The following is a 14,081-nucleotide window of genomic DNA, read 5'->3' as shown; positions in this document are numbered from 1 at the left end:
TCTATTTAAAAAAATTCCCAATTAGTAGAACATTCCTGTAACATACAAGCAATCAAAAATAAAAACAATTGTTTTTTATTCGCCTTTCATCTCATTTCTGCTTTTGAACTCGGGGGTAATTCCAAGAGATTCATAATTTCCAGTGGAACATGTAAAACACATAGAGTCTTTGGGCATTCCAACTGCAGCTGCAAGATTCTCAGCATCATTGTATCCTAAAAAGTCAGCACCAATACTTTTTCTCACCATTTCTGTTATTTCTTCTTGATTCATGTCCTTGTTTTCTGAAAATGTTGCTAGTTCCTCCTGAGAAGGAAAGTCTATTCCTGCATAACATGGGAATTGGATTGGAGGATACGTAATTACCATACTTATCTTTCTGGCTCCAGCTCTGCGTAAGGCCTTAATTATTGCCTTGGAGCTTGTTCCCCTAACCAAACTATCATCAATTACTACCACATGTTTGCCATTAATGATTTCTTTAATTGGTATAATCCATCTATTAATTTCGACTCTATCTGTTTGATGAGGTTCAATAAAACTTCGCAATGGTCCTTTTTTGCTGTATCTGTCTTTTAGTAAACCTTCATCAAAAGACACACCAAGTTCTTGTGCATAGCCAAGCGCGGCTGGTCTTGCAGAATCAGGTACAGGGATTACCAAGTCAGCATCTTTGATTGGAAATTTTTTGGCAAGGAATTTGCCAATATTTTTTCTTGCAACATAGATGTTTGTGCCTTCCATATTGCTTGAAGGGTGTGCAAAATAAGTAAACTCAAAAGAGCAATGCGCACGTGCTGGATCATCAGAAAACATTTCAGTTTCCAGTCCATTTTTGCTAAGCTTGATCAGCTCACCCGGATTCACATTACGTTGCATCTTTGCACCCACAGCAGAAATCGCAGAAGATTCAGACGCAACAATGTATGTGTCATCGACTTCCTTGTGTCCTAAGACCATTGGACGAAATCCTTTAGGATCACGTGCAGCATAAACTGATTGATCATCGGAGATAAATGTAAAGCAATAAGAGCCAACCATTTCATTTTTAAGAATTGAGAGTGCCTTTCCCATTTTGCCATTCTCGGAAATCAACGATACTAAACGTTGTGCTGCAACCAGAGTATCGCTTGCATTTTGAGGAGTAAATGAACAGCCTCCAACCAGATTCGATAGTTCCTGAACGTTTGCTATTGTTCCATTATGGGCTACACATAGATCCTTTACTTTCAGAGGTTGCGCATTCTCAAGTGAACTACGTCCCATTGTGGAATATCTCACATGTCCAATAACTGCAGACGAGGCATATTCTTCGGTAATTTTTTTAAATTCAGAAGAAGCTGCTGAAACTAATCCTAATCTCTTTAGAGGAGTTTTGTTTGGAATCGCAAGGCCCCAAGCCTCTTGTCCTCTATGTTGTAGTGCTCTCAATGCGTCAATTGCCATCGGAATAACATTGGTACCAGTCTGACTGAAAATTCCAACAACACCACAATTTTCCTTAACCATGAAGCATCAAATCCCTTAACGAATTTATCCAAGTTTTTTGCGCTTTATCAACTCTTAGATCAACTATACTACTAATTTTGTGTGAAAATTGAATAGAATCACCCGTAAACTTACCAATAACTGCAAAAGATGTCTTGTTTTTTTCCAGTATTTTTTTGATCTTTCCAAGGTTTTTCTCTTCACATGCCACGAGGTATCTTGAATGACTTTCTGAGAAAAGCAACCTATCTACATCCATTTTTTTATCAGAGGGGATTTTTTCAAGATTTATTTGGCATCCTATCTGGCTTGTCATACACATTTCAGATACGGCAATTGCAAGGCCTCCCTTTGAGCAATCATGAGCAGATTTTACAAGTTTGTCTTTAATTATTTTTAATACGGATTTCATGTTAGTTTTTGAAGATGTAAAATCTACTTTAGGACATTTTCCTCCAACAAACTTGTGGATGTATTCAAAATATTCAGAACCGCCCATCTCATCTTTTGTGTCGCCAATAATCACTAGACAGTCATCGTCACTCAGTGTTTTTGGAATTAGTGGGTTTTTGTCAATTAGTCCTAAAACACCAATTAGTGGAGTAGGTTTTATTGGTCCATCGCCAGTTTCATTATACAAACTAACCTTACCACCAACACATGGAATTTTGAATTCTTTTGCAAAATCTGCCAAACCTTTTAGCGACTCTAAGAATGTCCAAAATATTTCAGGATCTTTTGGATTTCCAAATTGTAAATGATCAAGCATGCCAATAGGTTTTGCTCCAGTGCATACAACATTTCTACATGCCTCTTCAAAACAACCTATAGCCCCATCTCTTGGATTCAGGTAACAATGTTTTGGATTTCCATCAATCTTTGCAGCAAGGAATTTTCCATTATCTAGTCTCAAAACTGCGGCATCACAACCGGGTTTTACAACTGTACGAATTCCTACTTCGTGATCATATTGTCCATATACCCAAATCTTACTGGCAATATTTGGGGCAGACAACAGTTTCAACAAAGTTTTAGAATAGTTTGAGATTGGTTTGAGGTTTTTTTCAGTCTCAATTGTCTTTAGATATTCAGGTTTCTTGGAAGGCAAGTCCAAAAGGGTTGCATTTGCAACAACTTGTGTAGGAAGGTCTGCAAATGTCTTGTTACCTTTTTTTACTCTCATTTTGTTATCTGATTTTACACGACCAATAACTGAACATCCAATACGGAATTTCTTGCATATATGTTGAAGTTTCTTTAATTTTGCGTTGTCAGTTACAATTAGCATTCTTTCTTGTGATTCAGAAACCATTATCTCATCTGTATGCATGTCAGATTCACGTGTATGGACCTTGTCTACATTCATCTCTATTCCCACTTCCATAGCGTCAGCAGTTTCAGAAATTGCACAGGAAAGACCGCCACCTCCCAAATCTTTCATGGCATGAATAAGATTCTGATTTCTTGCCTCAAGAATTGCCTCGATGATTAATTTTTCAATAAAAGGATCTGGTATTTGTACAGCAGAACGATCCTCGGACTCTAGCGCATCAGAAGCAAATTGTGAGCCACCTATTCCATCTCTTCCAGTTGAACCTCCAAGCAATACAACTACATCGCCAACGTTTGCATGATTTTTTATCAGATTCTCTTTTTTCCCAAATCCTATTGCAGCAACATCTACCAATGCATAATTTTTGTAACATTCATCAAACTCTACTTCTCCTCCGACAGTTGGAATTCCCAAACAGTTACCATAGTCTGCAATTCCAGATACGGCATTCTTAAACAGCCATCTAGCTTGTTGATCTTTTTCAATATTTCCAAAACGTAATCCATCAAAGATTGCAATAGGCCTTGTACCAGCTGAGAGGATATCACGAATGACACCACCAACTCCAGTTGCAGCACCACCATATGGTTCTACAGCAGAGGGATGGTTGTGACTTTCAATGTGTGCAGTTACAACATAGCCATCGCCAACATCAAGTACTCCAGAATCATATCCCTTCTCGTTGATTACTAGTGGACCAGTCATTGGAAGTATCTTCAAATGTTTTTTTGAAGATTTGTATGAACAATGTTCAGACCATTCTGCAGCTACTATTTGTAGTTCAGTTGGAGTGGGGTCACGTCCGATTTTAGATTTTAAATTAGAAAGTTCTTGTGGTTCCAGACTCAATTATTAGCACCCATTTTTACCATTAAAGATTCAAAAATTAGAGATGAGGGTTTGTTGTCAAGTGGATTAATTTCTTTCTCAGCTGCTCTTTCGGGATGAGGCATCATTCCAACCACATTTCCATCCTCGTTGCAGACACCTGCAATCCTGCTTGATGAGCCATTAACGATTTGCTCGTACCTGAAAACAATTTGATTTTTCTTCTCAAGTTGTTTTAGAGTTTTATCATCTACATAGTATCTTCCCTCGCCGTTTGCAATAGGAATGGGAATTTTTTGACAAATATCAAATTTGTTAGTAAATGGGGTTTTGTTATTTTCAACAATAAGGTTTGTCCACTCACACATAAAGTTAAGAGACTCATTTTTTAGCAACACTCCCGGAAGAAGGCCTGATTCTACTAAAATTTGAAATCCATTGCAGACGCCGAGAATTGGAATTCCTTTTTCGGCCATTTTTCGAACATCTTTAATTATTGGGCTGTGAGCTGCGATCACTCCTGCCCTTAATCTATCACCATAAGAGAACCCTCCAGGAAGAACTATAGCATCAATATTTTTTGGAAGACCTTTCTCATGCCAATAATATTGAGTGTCAAGATGAAAAACATCAGATAAAACGTGATACATGTCTCGATCACAGTTACTACCAGGAAAAACTACAACCCCAACCTTCACAACTTTCATAATAAATGGAGATATTTAATTTGAATCTAGTCAGAAAAAATTTTTATGTGAAAATATTGCTTAATGCCCCATGACGCTAGTAAGAGACATCATGGAGAAAAATGTGATCACTGCAGATCAACAAAAAACTGCACATGAAGGATCCATCATATTAAGAGACAAGGATATCAGTTTTCTAGTCATCGTGAAAGATGATAAACCAGTAGGAATTGTTTCAGAAAGAGATATTGTACGCAGATTAGCAGCAGAAGATATCAAAGCGTCATCAATAACTCTAGGAGACATCATGTCAAAAAAATTCAGATGGGTCAAATCAGATACAACAATTGAAGATGCAGTACAAAAGATGTTAAATAACAATATTAGAAGAATAATCGTTTTAGATGATGAAAAGTTGTCAGGAGTAGTTACTCAAACAAACATGACTGAATATCTAAGAAGCAAAATCCTGATCAACGAAACAATGGAAAACATAAAATCAGATTAATTTTATGAAGCAAAAACATCAAAAGTTACTTGACTGACAATAGGATTGTAGATACGCAGGTCAGAACATATTTTTTCTACCTGACTTTGAACAGAGTTTCTGTCTTTCCCATCTAGGGTAAATTTGAGCATCTTTGCTGTTTTTATTTTAGATACATTATCAACGGTTCCTTTTAAGACAAGATCATTGAGTATTGTATCACCTTCAGGATCACTAATTCCAGGTTTATTTTCAATGGTGACATGAACGATAAATGTTGCCATTAACAAATTGCAAGTTTGGGTCGAGGTTAATCTATCTTCCGAAAATTATCATGTTTTTATACTTCTTTTGAGAGAAGAGTCAGGTACCCGATTCTGAGGACCTGTATTGTTGTGAATATGTTAGGCCCAGAATCGGTTACTTGGAATCTTGATTTTTTCGTACATAGTCTACATATCTTTTGTAAAGACCTTCGACATACAGAGGATTCTGAACAATGAAAGATTTTTCTTTCAAATCTTCTTTTGATTTGTACATTTCCTTTTCAAAAATCCCTTGGTTATCAAGAGTAATACAGATGTCCTGCCAAGCAAGAACCTCTTTTTCATTTCTGTTGGAAGTGGCATAATAGATAGCTAACAATCGAAGTTTGTTGTATTCATCTAAAACCATCTCTTTTCCCAGAACATATCTTCGTTTTAGATCGTGAAAATATTTTAGTCCATTAGGAGTTAGGACAAAATCAAATAATTTTGGATAATCATCAATTTCAATTGGATACAAGGAATTTTTCTTTTCAGATTCCAAACAATAAGTCTAGAACTTTATCTATCAATAATTTTTGTGATTTGCCTATTATGAAAATTAAATTGTCCCTGACAAATTATTTTTGAAATGTGTCTCCAAATATTCATTGGGAAAAGAACTGTATTGTTAGAAAAACTTGCAAGATATAGCCAAATTTGACTTTATTGAAGACATTGGAATTTATATCAGAAAAAGTTAGCAAAAACAGAATGGCAAGATCAAGATATTGGAAGCTAACATCTGACGAGATGAGCGGATTTACATATGATGAATCAAAATTACTAAACTGGGAAATAAAATGTGTAAGAGAACCTGAAGATGAAGCACATTTTATAGGAGTTTTCATGTATAGGTATGGAACGGCTTATGATTATGAATCAGTGAAGGGAATTTGTTATTTTCATAATAATATAGACAGAAAAGAATTGCCTGCGATAACAGACTTTTTACAGAAAAAATACGGTGGAAAAGAAATAGAGAAAGGCGAAAGAATATTTCTTAAAGATTCAAAGGAGATTTACTCTAGCAATGACATCGGTAATCTGGCAAAAGAGATGGAATCCAAATTCAATACAAAGGCAACAATATCATTAGAATTTGATGATTTGACACAAGAGCAGCTCAAGGAATATGGTCTTCCAGAAGCTAAGCTTTTACCAATTCCCGGCAAATAGATATAGCTAGAAACCCAAACATATCGTATGTCAGAGCTGGATGGATTTAGTCAACATCTAGACGAATTAAGAAAAAGACTACTTCGTATTGTGGTTGTTATTGGAATTATCACAGTATTTCTCATCACCTTTCATGCAGAACCAATCCAAGTTGGTCAAGTTACATTATACCATCCAACACCTGAACCGCTAAACAACATTGCAGCGCAAATCATTAAACACATGAATGAGAATCTAATTCCCCAAGAAGTACAACTAATACAGACAGCTCCAGGACAGGCATTTTTTGCACAGTTGTATGTTGCAGCAATTGTTGGGATAATTTTGGGAATGCCAATAGTTGTCAAAGAATTAGTAGGATTCATCAAGCCAGCTTTGAAAGAAAATGAGATTCACATTAGCAGAACAATTACAATTCCTGCAATCGGATTATTTGCAGCAGGATGTGTTTTTTCATATAATTTGGTAATACCATATGTTTTAGAATTTTTATACAGATATGGTGAATCAGCAGGAGTTATCGAATTTCTTAATGTGATGGATTTTGTTTCATTTGTTTTGCAATTTTTACTTGCATTTGGTTTGTCATTTCAACTTCCACTTGTAATGTATGCAGTATCAGTATCAGGTATGGTAGATGCAGATTTTTGGAGAAAAAATATCAGGTATGCTATAGTAATAATTGTGATTTTTGGAGCTTTGATAACTCCAGATGGAACGGGCATATCAATGACTTTGATTGCAGCTCCGATGATAGGGCTATACGCTGCAGGCATGATTATCATTGAGAGAAGAGAAAAGAAAGAACAAGAAAAATTGAACACTTAAATCCAAATTTAGATAAGTAAATACATAATGTTTGGAGTAGGATTAAGCAATTTTATTGCAGGTCAAGAATGGATCATAATCATTGTTTTAGCGGTGATATTCATTTTTGGAGCCAAAAAGATCCCAGAGCTTGCAAAAACCTTCGGAAAAGCAAAGGGGGAATTTGAAAAAGGCAAGATCGAAGGTGAAAAAGAGCTCAAAGATTTCAAAGATAAAGAGACAAAAGCAGACTAGGATTCTGCAAGCTTTGCAATATCATTTATTATTACAGCATAATTTTCTTTAAAATCATTTTTCCCAAACAAGTTAGATAGCATCATCTTTCCTTTTACTTTGAAATCAGCTTGAATTATTACCTTAGTTTGATTTTCAGAGATTTCAACGAATTGTTGTTGAATATGACTTCCCTTAACATCTCCACCAATTACAAATACATCGTGAGATACAGGTTTTGAGATGACATGTTTTGCCATAATCAGTAATTCGGTTGTTCCTAAGTTGAGGTGTTCTTCTACTACTGAAACATCTCCACGGGTAGACCTAACCCTTACAGATGGAAAATGTTGAGGTATTTTTTTTTCATAATTTTCAAAATCAGAAAATAACTCAAATACAACGTCTCTTTTTTTGTTAATTGTCTTTTCTAATGAAAATTTTGGCAATAGTAATCAAAAGGATCCCCAACGAGGGTATAAATCGTGCTCTATGTCAAACTGGTCCAAACATTTTCCTACTCCATGATTTATTATTTCATCAATAGATTTTGGTTTTGTATAAAATTCAGTTACAGGAGGAAGTATAACAATACCCAATCTTGAAAGTTTTAACATATTTTCTAAATGAATTGCAGAAAGAGGAGTTTCCCTAACCATCAAAACAAGTTTGCGTGATTCTTTGATTGTAACTCCTGCTGCTCTAGCAATTAGAGTATCGTCATATCCATTTGCAATGGCAGCCAATGTTTTCATGCTGCATGGTGCAACAATCATTCCATTTATCTTATGAGTTCCACTAGATACACTAGAAGCCATATTTTTTTCATCAGAGACATTTGTTGCCAAAGATTTTACATAATCCAATGAATACTCAGTTTCCATAGACACACACTTTGCGGCCCATTCAGACATAATCAGGTGAGTTTCAATACCAAGATTCTTTAGAGTCTCAAGCATTCGTATGCCATAAACTACACCTGTGCTTCCGGTCATTCCGATAACTAGTTTCATCAACATTGGTTGAGTGGAACTGTATTTTATGTATTAGATAAAAAACACTAGTTGACACTAGAATCATAGTTGAGAGTATCCTCACTTTCTTTGGCAGATTGTTCTAATGTTTTTCTCTCTTTTCGTCTTTTTAACCACAATGAAAGACCACCTGCAGCCATGGCAGATAGAAGGATTATGCCTGCCATTTGTAGTTCAAAGTGATATAACATATCTAAGATATGATAGAAGATCAGAAAAACATTGTGATCTTCCTCGATCAGCAAATTAGAAAATTAGCTATATTAGCTCCCACCATATAGGTCTAGCATGATTAGGGCATCAGAGATAAAAAAAATAGTAAATGATTATTCAGATGTAAGAATAGGAGTTCTTGGCAGCCATTCAGCACTTGAGGTTATGGATGGAGCAAAAGATGAAGGTTTTCAGACCTCAGTTTTCTGCCAGAAAGGACGAGAGGGCCCTTATCAAAGATTTGGAAGAATTGCAGATGAGATTACAGTATTAGATAAATTCAAAGACATGGCATCAGCAAAAATTCAAAAAAAATTACGAGAGTCCAGCACAATAGTAGTCCCACACAGATCCCTGACTGTTTATCTTGGATACAAAGCAATTGAAGATTCCTTCAAAGTTCCAATTTTTGGAAACAGAAAACTGTTTCAAGCAGAGGAGAGAACATCTAAAAAAGGACAATACTATTTGCTAGAAAAAGCGAGAATAAAATATCCAAAGCTGTTCAAAGATCCTAAAAAAATCAACAAACCATCAATTGTTAAAGTTCAAGAGAAAAACAGACCATTGGAGAGGGCATTTTTTACAGTTTCATCATACAAAGATTATGTGGAAAAATCAGAGGAAAAAATCAAGCAGGGAGTGATCTCAAGGAAAGACCTTGAGAAATCAAGCATAGAAGAGTTAGCAATTGGAACATACATGAATTTTAATTTCTTTCATACTCCAATTTCAAAACAAGTAGATTTTATCGGAATTGAAAGAAGACTTCAAACAAACATTCATGATTACAACGCACTTCCAGCAAAACAACAAATGGATATTGATGTAGACTTGCAAAATATCGAGGTAGGACACACTCCTGCAAGTATTAGAGAATCACTACTTGAAAAAGTGATAAAAATCGGAGACAAGTTTGTAGCAGCAGTAAAAAAAGAGTATGCTCCTGGGATTATTGGGCCATTTTCATTACAAAGTGTCATCACAAAAGATTTGGAACTAGTAGTTTATGACGTATCATTACGTGTTCCAGGAAATCCAATTGTAGCAACCACAAGTCCATATACCAAGTATCAATATGGAAAGACATTTGGTGTCGGAAGAAGAATCGCAATGGAGATAAAAAGAGCGCAAGAAGAAGGTCGTCTAGACGAGATTGTAACATAATTTTTCAAAAAACACACTCTCAAAGATAAGACAGTTTTTCATTCAAAAGAATAATCAAAAAATTGGTTTTGCAAATACACCACATATTGGTAGAATTTAGAATAAAAGGCGTAACCCCCTTATTGCAGAACTCTGAGAGATTCCCTCTCGTTGTCAAACGTCTTTACGTTTGATTGCCTTTCTTGTTCTACGGGGTCACGCAAACTAATCGCCAGATTTTACAACTAACGACATCAATTACTGTAAGAGATTTTAGTATTTAACAGTTAATGTAAATTTTTTCAAAAAATTTCACAAAATTAACTAATTTTTGAGTTATGAGCAATCACGCATATACCACTAGAAAAAAAAATAGTCCATTCTATAAATATCAAAAAAAGGAAAAACAAGTAATGAAAAAACGTGTAACAGTTATGATTGATGATAAACTAGATAAAAAAATAAGACTGTTACAAGCAAAAAAAATACAAGAAGAAAATTTCAGTTATAGTTATTCACAAGCAGTAAATGACCTCATCCGAAAGGCCATTTGAGATTACAAAAATATATCTTGTAGAAATTTAGACTAAAAATGTTGATTGGCTAGATTGAGAAATATGTCGAATACTCAACGTTTGGTTTCAGATAATTAAACGGTTTGATGTTTGAAACTAAACTGCTGGATGCCAATTAACAATACGAATGTTTTTCTTACAATACATCAGGATTAGACCATGAGCAAGTCAATTTTCATAAAAGAGATCATCCTATCTACAAAAGAACCAAGACTTTGTCCATCATGTAATAAAGAAGACAAATTACAAAGAGACATAATAATTGAAGATAGATCAGAAGGATTAACTATTTTGTGTTCTAGATGTGAAGCATTAACAATAGTAACAAATCGTCATTTAAAAAAAGTAGAATTGTCCTCAAGAAATAGCAGTGACATCATAATGCTAAAAGAACCACATTTAATTCGAAGAGTAGAGTATTAAGATTCTAAAGGTTTTGACAATAAAATTTTGACAATGTTACTGCGAACATTTGCAGATTCCCAATCTCTCAAATTTGCATTTTTGCACTCTTCTCTGATCATCAATCCAATCAGACCACTACTCCAGATATTTCGATTAGGATCATAAACAAGTATTATTTTTCCGTGTTTTTTTATGTTGATTCCACCATGACATTTATTGATTATTTCCAAGGCAACTTGCTGATAGAGTTTATCAAAGTTAGCCATATCACATACGTATGATTGTTTCATTCTCAAAAAGGTTCGTATTTGAGTTATCGATAATAATATACAAAAGTAATTTCAACTAATTTTGCTGATGATTAATCAATAAAGCTATAACTGATTGTTGATGAGTTTGCCGAATTATGAAGCATTATGTAAATAAATTAGAAACAAAAAAGAGAAATTTTTTAAGAGATATCAAAGTAGGTTTGATGAAAAACAAATGAGCAAATTGCCAAAAAACTTTCCAGAGTATTCTATAATGTACAAATCAATTTCTAAGCAAATTCAACAACTCAATTTAGAAAAAAATAACACTATAAAAGAAGAAGAAAGGCAAGAGATAGAGTCAAAAATTCAAACATATCATAAAGAATTAGATAAAATCAGAGAGATGTTTCCTGAGGGTTTCTTTGATACCTAAAAAATTATCAAATACAATTTATTCATGACTATGACCACAGTCACATTCCATATGATTATTTTCAGAAGTCATTAATTTTGCCACCATGTCATCACGTATTTTTAGCAGATCTGATATTTGCTGCTTTAGCGTTTCAGAATCCCAATCTTCTTGTATTAGTTGTCGCACTGTCTCAATTATCTCAACATCCGAATTTAGAATTTCATCCATTAGATGTTCATTGTCACTCATAAACATCAGAAACAAATCGGACTAGAAAAGAGTATGCATTGTAAAATTATGCTTCAAGGCTGCTACTTTCTTTGAGAAGATTTTTTTTAACGAGTATTGGAATTTTATAGAAAGCAGCAAGTGCCATAGCATCAGATGCTCGATAACTTCTCAATACAAGGTCTTTTTTCCCGGTAAAATACAGATTAGCACGTAGTACTTCTCCACTTTCATAAATTTTCACCTTAACTAATACTAGTTCATTTTCTTCACAGATTTCTTCAATTAATTTGTAAATTGATGGAACTGATTCAGCATCCGGCTCAGAAAAGCTTGAGATATGTTTTGCAACTTCTCCTGAAAAAGCCCTCATGTGAAATTCTTTTCCGTTATCTGCCTTTAGGATAACCATCCCTTCAACAGCATATGGGTCTACAAATCCAACATAATCTATCTTGACTGATTCATAATCAGGCTCTTGCGCTTGATCAATATCCATTGTCTTACAGATAAAGGCCTGGATTATGCTTATAAAGATACCAAAACAGGCACGATCAAAAGACAAGAATCTCAAAAATAAGAATTCTTGTTCGATCAAATCCAAGAAACAACCCCAAATTATTTAAAATCCCCAACTATGGGTAGCTTAATGTCTACAAATCCCGAACGTGCCGTTTCGTATGTTCTAAACAAGTATGTTACAGAATACATGGACAAGGATGTTTTGATTTTAAGTGAAAAAACAGAGACAAGAGAAGCGGCAAGGATGTTGAGGCATTATGAAACAGATGACATCATTGTTACCAACTCAGAAAAAACTCCAGTAGGGATTGTAACAGATGAAGATATTCTAAGCAAGGTAAGTGATGTTACAGTGTATGCAGAGGCTACAATGTTAAAAGATGTCATGAGTACTCCACTTATTACAATTAATGAAAAAGCAACACTACAAGATGCATTGCACAAAATGAGAGACAATCACATTAGGAAATTACCTGTAATATCAAAGAAAAATCAAGTAATAGGAATGATTTTTCAGACTACTATTGCCAACGTGATTAGAGACGCTACTGCTACTGCACCACGTCTTTTGAGTCCACCAGTCAAAGCAGTTTTAGGAAATTTGGGTTTTGTTTTACAGTTTGCCGGTGTGTTGTTGTTATTGCCCGCAATTGTTGCCACAGTTCTTGAAGACACAATTACAGCTACTGGAATTTATCTTACTACAGTTCTATTACTTGTTACAGGCTTCTTTTTGAACTCGTATGGAGAAAAATCTAGTTTGAATTTACAGCAAGCATCAATATTGGTTTTTTCAAGTCTGTTTTTGCTTTCTTTGTTTGGAACTGTGCCGTATCTTTACGTATTTCCAAATGAAGAGACAATCGTAGAGGTATTTGGAAATGCATTTTTCTCAAGTGCTGCCGGATTTACAACAGGAGGAATATCGTTATTTGATCATCCAGAAGAACTTACTCAAAGTTTTACGTTTTATCGTAGTTACACACAACTTGTAGGAGGAATGAGTTTCATCTATTTGGTGATCACAGCATTTTATCCTGAATCAAAGCTACAGGCCATGCGTGGTTTCATTTCTGGAAGAACATTACACATGAAGGAGTTGTTCCTTACAATTACCGTCATTTTTGGAGTGTATATTGTAATTGTGGCGGGTTTGTTGTATTTGTTTGGTGAAAGTAACATTCTAGATAATTTGGCATTGGCAATGAGTACGCTTGCAACTGGAGGATTCACACCAACATCTACATTGGTCCCAGAAATGGTATGGCAAGAACACGTAATCTTGATGGGAGCAATGATTCTAGGAGCATTGCCATTTACATTTCACTATGCATTTGTTAGGAAAAAATTCCTTGCACCAAAGCTTGGAAAAGAGGTTTTACTATATTTTGCCATACTAGGAAGTGCTACAATTCTCTTTATGCTGATAAGCGGTTTAGATCCATTAGAAAGTGCATTTTATTCAGTATCTGCAAGCACCACCGCAGGACTTCAGCTTGAAAGTCTTGCAGGACTTGGAGGAGCTGCACATACTATTTTGATAATTCTCATGTTTATCGGAGGATGTGGTTTTTCAACTGCAGGTGGTCTTAAGATATTCAGGTTGTTTCACCTGAAGGATTGCAGGGCTTTTCTCAGCAAAGTGAAAAGATCAGAATTATCAGACCAAACAAAAAAAGAGTTTACATCTACATTGATAATTATTGTATTATTTCCAACAATCTCTGCAATTACAGGTTTGCATTTGGCAAACATTGAAGACGTTCCATTTCAAGATGCATTTTTTGAATCAGTAGGCGTTATTACTACTGGAGGACTTTCAGCAAATGTAATTGATTTTGAAACAGATCCTGCCACGAAAATTGTCCTAGGGTTTTTGATGATTTTTGGAAGATTGGAAATTATTGCAATAATATACATTTTTGTGCCCAAACTTAGTTGA

Annotated in this window: 20 protein-coding genes; 9 read left to right on the top strand and 11 right to left on the bottom strand. The window is 34.9% G+C overall.

The annotated features are described in order from the left end of the window. Window positions 1–75: 75 nt before the first annotated feature. The 3 genes from purF to purQ are packed head-to-tail and all read right to left on the bottom strand — an operon-like array spanning window position 76 to window position 4,347. Complete coding sequence (gene purF / locus ACOQN3_RS04130) at window positions 76–1,509, bottom strand: amidophosphoribosyltransferase (RefSeq protein ID WP_420545222.1); 1,434 nt, start codon at window positions 1,507–1,509, stop codon at window positions 76–78. Beyond that, window positions 1,502–3,670 (bottom strand): phosphoribosylformylglycinamidine synthase subunit PurL, encoded by a 2,169-nt coding sequence (gene purL / locus ACOQN3_RS04125; protein WP_420545221.1) that lies wholly within the window; start codon window positions 3,668–3,670, stop codon window positions 1,502–1,504. The genes purF and purL overlap by 8 nt, the downstream gene beginning before the upstream one ends. Then, window positions 3,667–4,347: a phosphoribosylformylglycinamidine synthase subunit PurQ gene (gene purQ / locus ACOQN3_RS04120; protein WP_420545220.1), complete on the bottom strand. Its 681-nt coding sequence runs from the start codon at window positions 4,345–4,347 to the stop codon at window positions 3,667–3,669. The genes purL and purQ overlap by 4 nt, the downstream gene beginning before the upstream one ends. A gap of 79 nt (window positions 4,348–4,426) precedes the next feature. Between purQ and ACOQN3_RS04115 the strand changes: the two genes are divergently transcribed. Beyond that, window positions 4,427–4,843, top strand: a complete 417-nt coding sequence (locus ACOQN3_RS04115; RefSeq protein WP_420545219.1) for a cyclic nucleotide-binding/CBS domain-containing protein — start codon at window positions 4,427–4,429, stop codon at window positions 4,841–4,843. Between the two features lie 2 nt (window positions 4,844–4,845). Here the strand turns inward: ACOQN3_RS04115 and purS are convergent, their stop codons facing one another. Further along, window positions 4,846–5,106 (bottom strand): phosphoribosylformylglycinamidine synthase subunit PurS, encoded by a 261-nt coding sequence (purS, locus tag ACOQN3_RS04110; RefSeq protein WP_420545218.1) that lies wholly within the window; start codon window positions 5,104–5,106, stop codon window positions 4,846–4,848. A gap of 136 nt (window positions 5,107–5,242) precedes the next feature. Next, window positions 5,243–5,632 carry a hypothetical protein gene (locus ACOQN3_RS04105; RefSeq protein WP_420545217.1) on the bottom strand — a complete coding sequence of 130 codons (390 nt, stop codon included), beginning with the start codon at window positions 5,630–5,632 and terminating at the stop codon, window positions 5,243–5,245. A gap of 209 nt (window positions 5,633–5,841) precedes the next feature. Here ACOQN3_RS04105 and ACOQN3_RS04100 point away from each other — a divergent pair, with 209 nt between their 5' ends. The 3 genes from ACOQN3_RS04100 to ACOQN3_RS04090 are packed head-to-tail and all read left to right on the top strand — an operon-like array spanning window position 5,842 to window position 7,368. Then, window positions 5,842–6,306: a hypothetical protein gene (locus ACOQN3_RS04100; protein WP_420545216.1), complete on the top strand. Its 465-nt coding sequence runs from the start codon at window positions 5,842–5,844 to the stop codon at window positions 6,304–6,306. A 27-nt stretch (window positions 6,307–6,333) separates the two neighbouring features. Continuing rightward, the gene (gene tatC, locus ACOQN3_RS04095) at window positions 6,334–7,134 is read left to right on the top strand and encodes a twin-arginine translocase subunit TatC (RefSeq protein WP_420545215.1); all 801 of its coding nucleotides are present in this window, start codon (window positions 6,334–6,336) and stop codon (window positions 7,132–7,134) included. Window positions 7,135–7,161: 27 nt separating this feature from the next. Beyond that, entirely contained in the window at window positions 7,162–7,368 is a 207-nt protein-coding gene (locus ACOQN3_RS04090) for a Sec-independent protein translocase subunit TatA/TatB (RefSeq protein WP_420545214.1), read from the top strand. Here ACOQN3_RS04090 and ACOQN3_RS04085 read toward each other — a convergent pair. Genes ACOQN3_RS04085 through ACOQN3_RS04075 form a run of 3 tightly spaced genes read right to left on the bottom strand, consistent with a single transcriptional unit; the run spans window position 7,365 to window position 8,572 of the window. Continuing rightward, entirely contained in the window at window positions 7,365–7,796 is a 432-nt protein-coding gene (locus ACOQN3_RS04085) for an SRPBCC family protein (protein WP_420545213.1), read from the bottom strand. The genes ACOQN3_RS04090 and ACOQN3_RS04085 overlap by 4 nt on opposite strands. 6 nt (window positions 7,797–7,802) lie before the next feature. Then, entirely contained in the window at window positions 7,803–8,360 is a 558-nt protein-coding gene (locus ACOQN3_RS04080) for a UbiX family flavin prenyltransferase (RefSeq protein ID WP_420545212.1), read from the bottom strand. 47 nt (window positions 8,361–8,407) lie between these two features. Further along, the gene (locus tag ACOQN3_RS04075) at window positions 8,408–8,572 is read right to left on the bottom strand and encodes a hypothetical protein (RefSeq protein ID WP_420545211.1); all 165 of its coding nucleotides are present in this window, start codon (window positions 8,570–8,572) and stop codon (window positions 8,408–8,410) included. Window positions 8,573–8,669: 97 nt separating this feature from the next. Here ACOQN3_RS04075 and ACOQN3_RS04070 point away from each other — a divergent pair, with 97 nt between their 5' ends. From ACOQN3_RS04070 to ACOQN3_RS04060, 3 genes are all read left to right on the top strand, one after another. After that, window positions 8,670–9,761 carry a DUF1297 domain-containing protein gene (locus tag ACOQN3_RS04070; protein WP_420545210.1) on the top strand — a complete coding sequence of 364 codons (1,092 nt, stop codon included), beginning with the start codon at window positions 8,670–8,672 and terminating at the stop codon, window positions 9,759–9,761. 392 nt (window positions 9,762–10,153) lie between these two features. Further along, window positions 10,154–10,294, top strand: a complete 141-nt coding sequence (locus tag ACOQN3_RS04065) for a hypothetical protein (protein WP_420545209.1) — start codon at window positions 10,154–10,156, stop codon at window positions 10,292–10,294. Between the two features lie 180 nt (window positions 10,295–10,474). Beyond that, window positions 10,475–10,738 carry a hypothetical protein gene (locus tag ACOQN3_RS04060; RefSeq protein ID WP_420545208.1) on the top strand — a complete coding sequence of 88 codons (264 nt, stop codon included), beginning with the start codon at window positions 10,475–10,477 and terminating at the stop codon, window positions 10,736–10,738. Here the strand turns inward: ACOQN3_RS04060 and ACOQN3_RS04055 are convergent. Beyond that, window positions 10,735–11,010, bottom strand: coding sequence for a hypothetical protein (locus ACOQN3_RS04055; RefSeq protein ID WP_420545207.1), 276 nt, complete (start codon window positions 11,008–11,010; stop codon window positions 10,735–10,737). The genes ACOQN3_RS04060 and ACOQN3_RS04055 overlap by 4 nt on opposite strands. 196 nt (window positions 11,011–11,206) lie before the next feature. Here ACOQN3_RS04055 and ACOQN3_RS04050 point away from each other — a divergent pair, with 196 nt between their 5' ends. Then, entirely contained in the window at window positions 11,207–11,407 is a 201-nt protein-coding gene (locus ACOQN3_RS04050) for a hypothetical protein (RefSeq protein ID WP_420545206.1), read from the top strand. 18 nt (window positions 11,408–11,425) lie between these two features. On the opposite strand, the gene ACOQN3_RS04045 is transcribed toward ACOQN3_RS04050, so the two are convergent. Together ACOQN3_RS04045 and ACOQN3_RS04040 are read right to left on the bottom strand one after the other, a co-directional pair. After that, the gene (locus ACOQN3_RS04045; RefSeq protein WP_420545205.1) at window positions 11,426–11,638 is read right to left on the bottom strand and encodes a hypothetical protein; all 213 of its coding nucleotides are present in this window, start codon (window positions 11,636–11,638) and stop codon (window positions 11,426–11,428) included. Between the two features lie 46 nt (window positions 11,639–11,684). Then, window positions 11,685–12,116, bottom strand: coding sequence for a bifunctional nuclease family protein (locus ACOQN3_RS04040; RefSeq protein WP_420545204.1), 432 nt, complete (start codon window positions 12,114–12,116; stop codon window positions 11,685–11,687). A gap of 150 nt (window positions 12,117–12,266) precedes the next feature. Between ACOQN3_RS04040 and ACOQN3_RS04035 the strand changes: the two genes are divergently transcribed. Beyond that, window positions 12,267–14,081 carry a CBS domain-containing protein gene (locus tag ACOQN3_RS04035; protein ID WP_420545203.1) on the top strand — a complete coding sequence of 605 codons (1,815 nt, stop codon included), beginning with the start codon at window positions 12,267–12,269 and terminating at the stop codon, window positions 14,079–14,081.

Origin of the sequence: Candidatus Nitrosopumilus sp. (assembly GCF_965223225.1) — an archaeon.
Classification (GTDB): domain Archaea; phylum Thermoproteota; class Nitrososphaeria; order Nitrososphaerales; family Nitrosopumilaceae; genus Nitrosopumilus.
The sequence above is the reverse complement of the archived record's forward strand: the minus strand, read 5'-3'. Positions and strand labels throughout refer to the sequence as shown.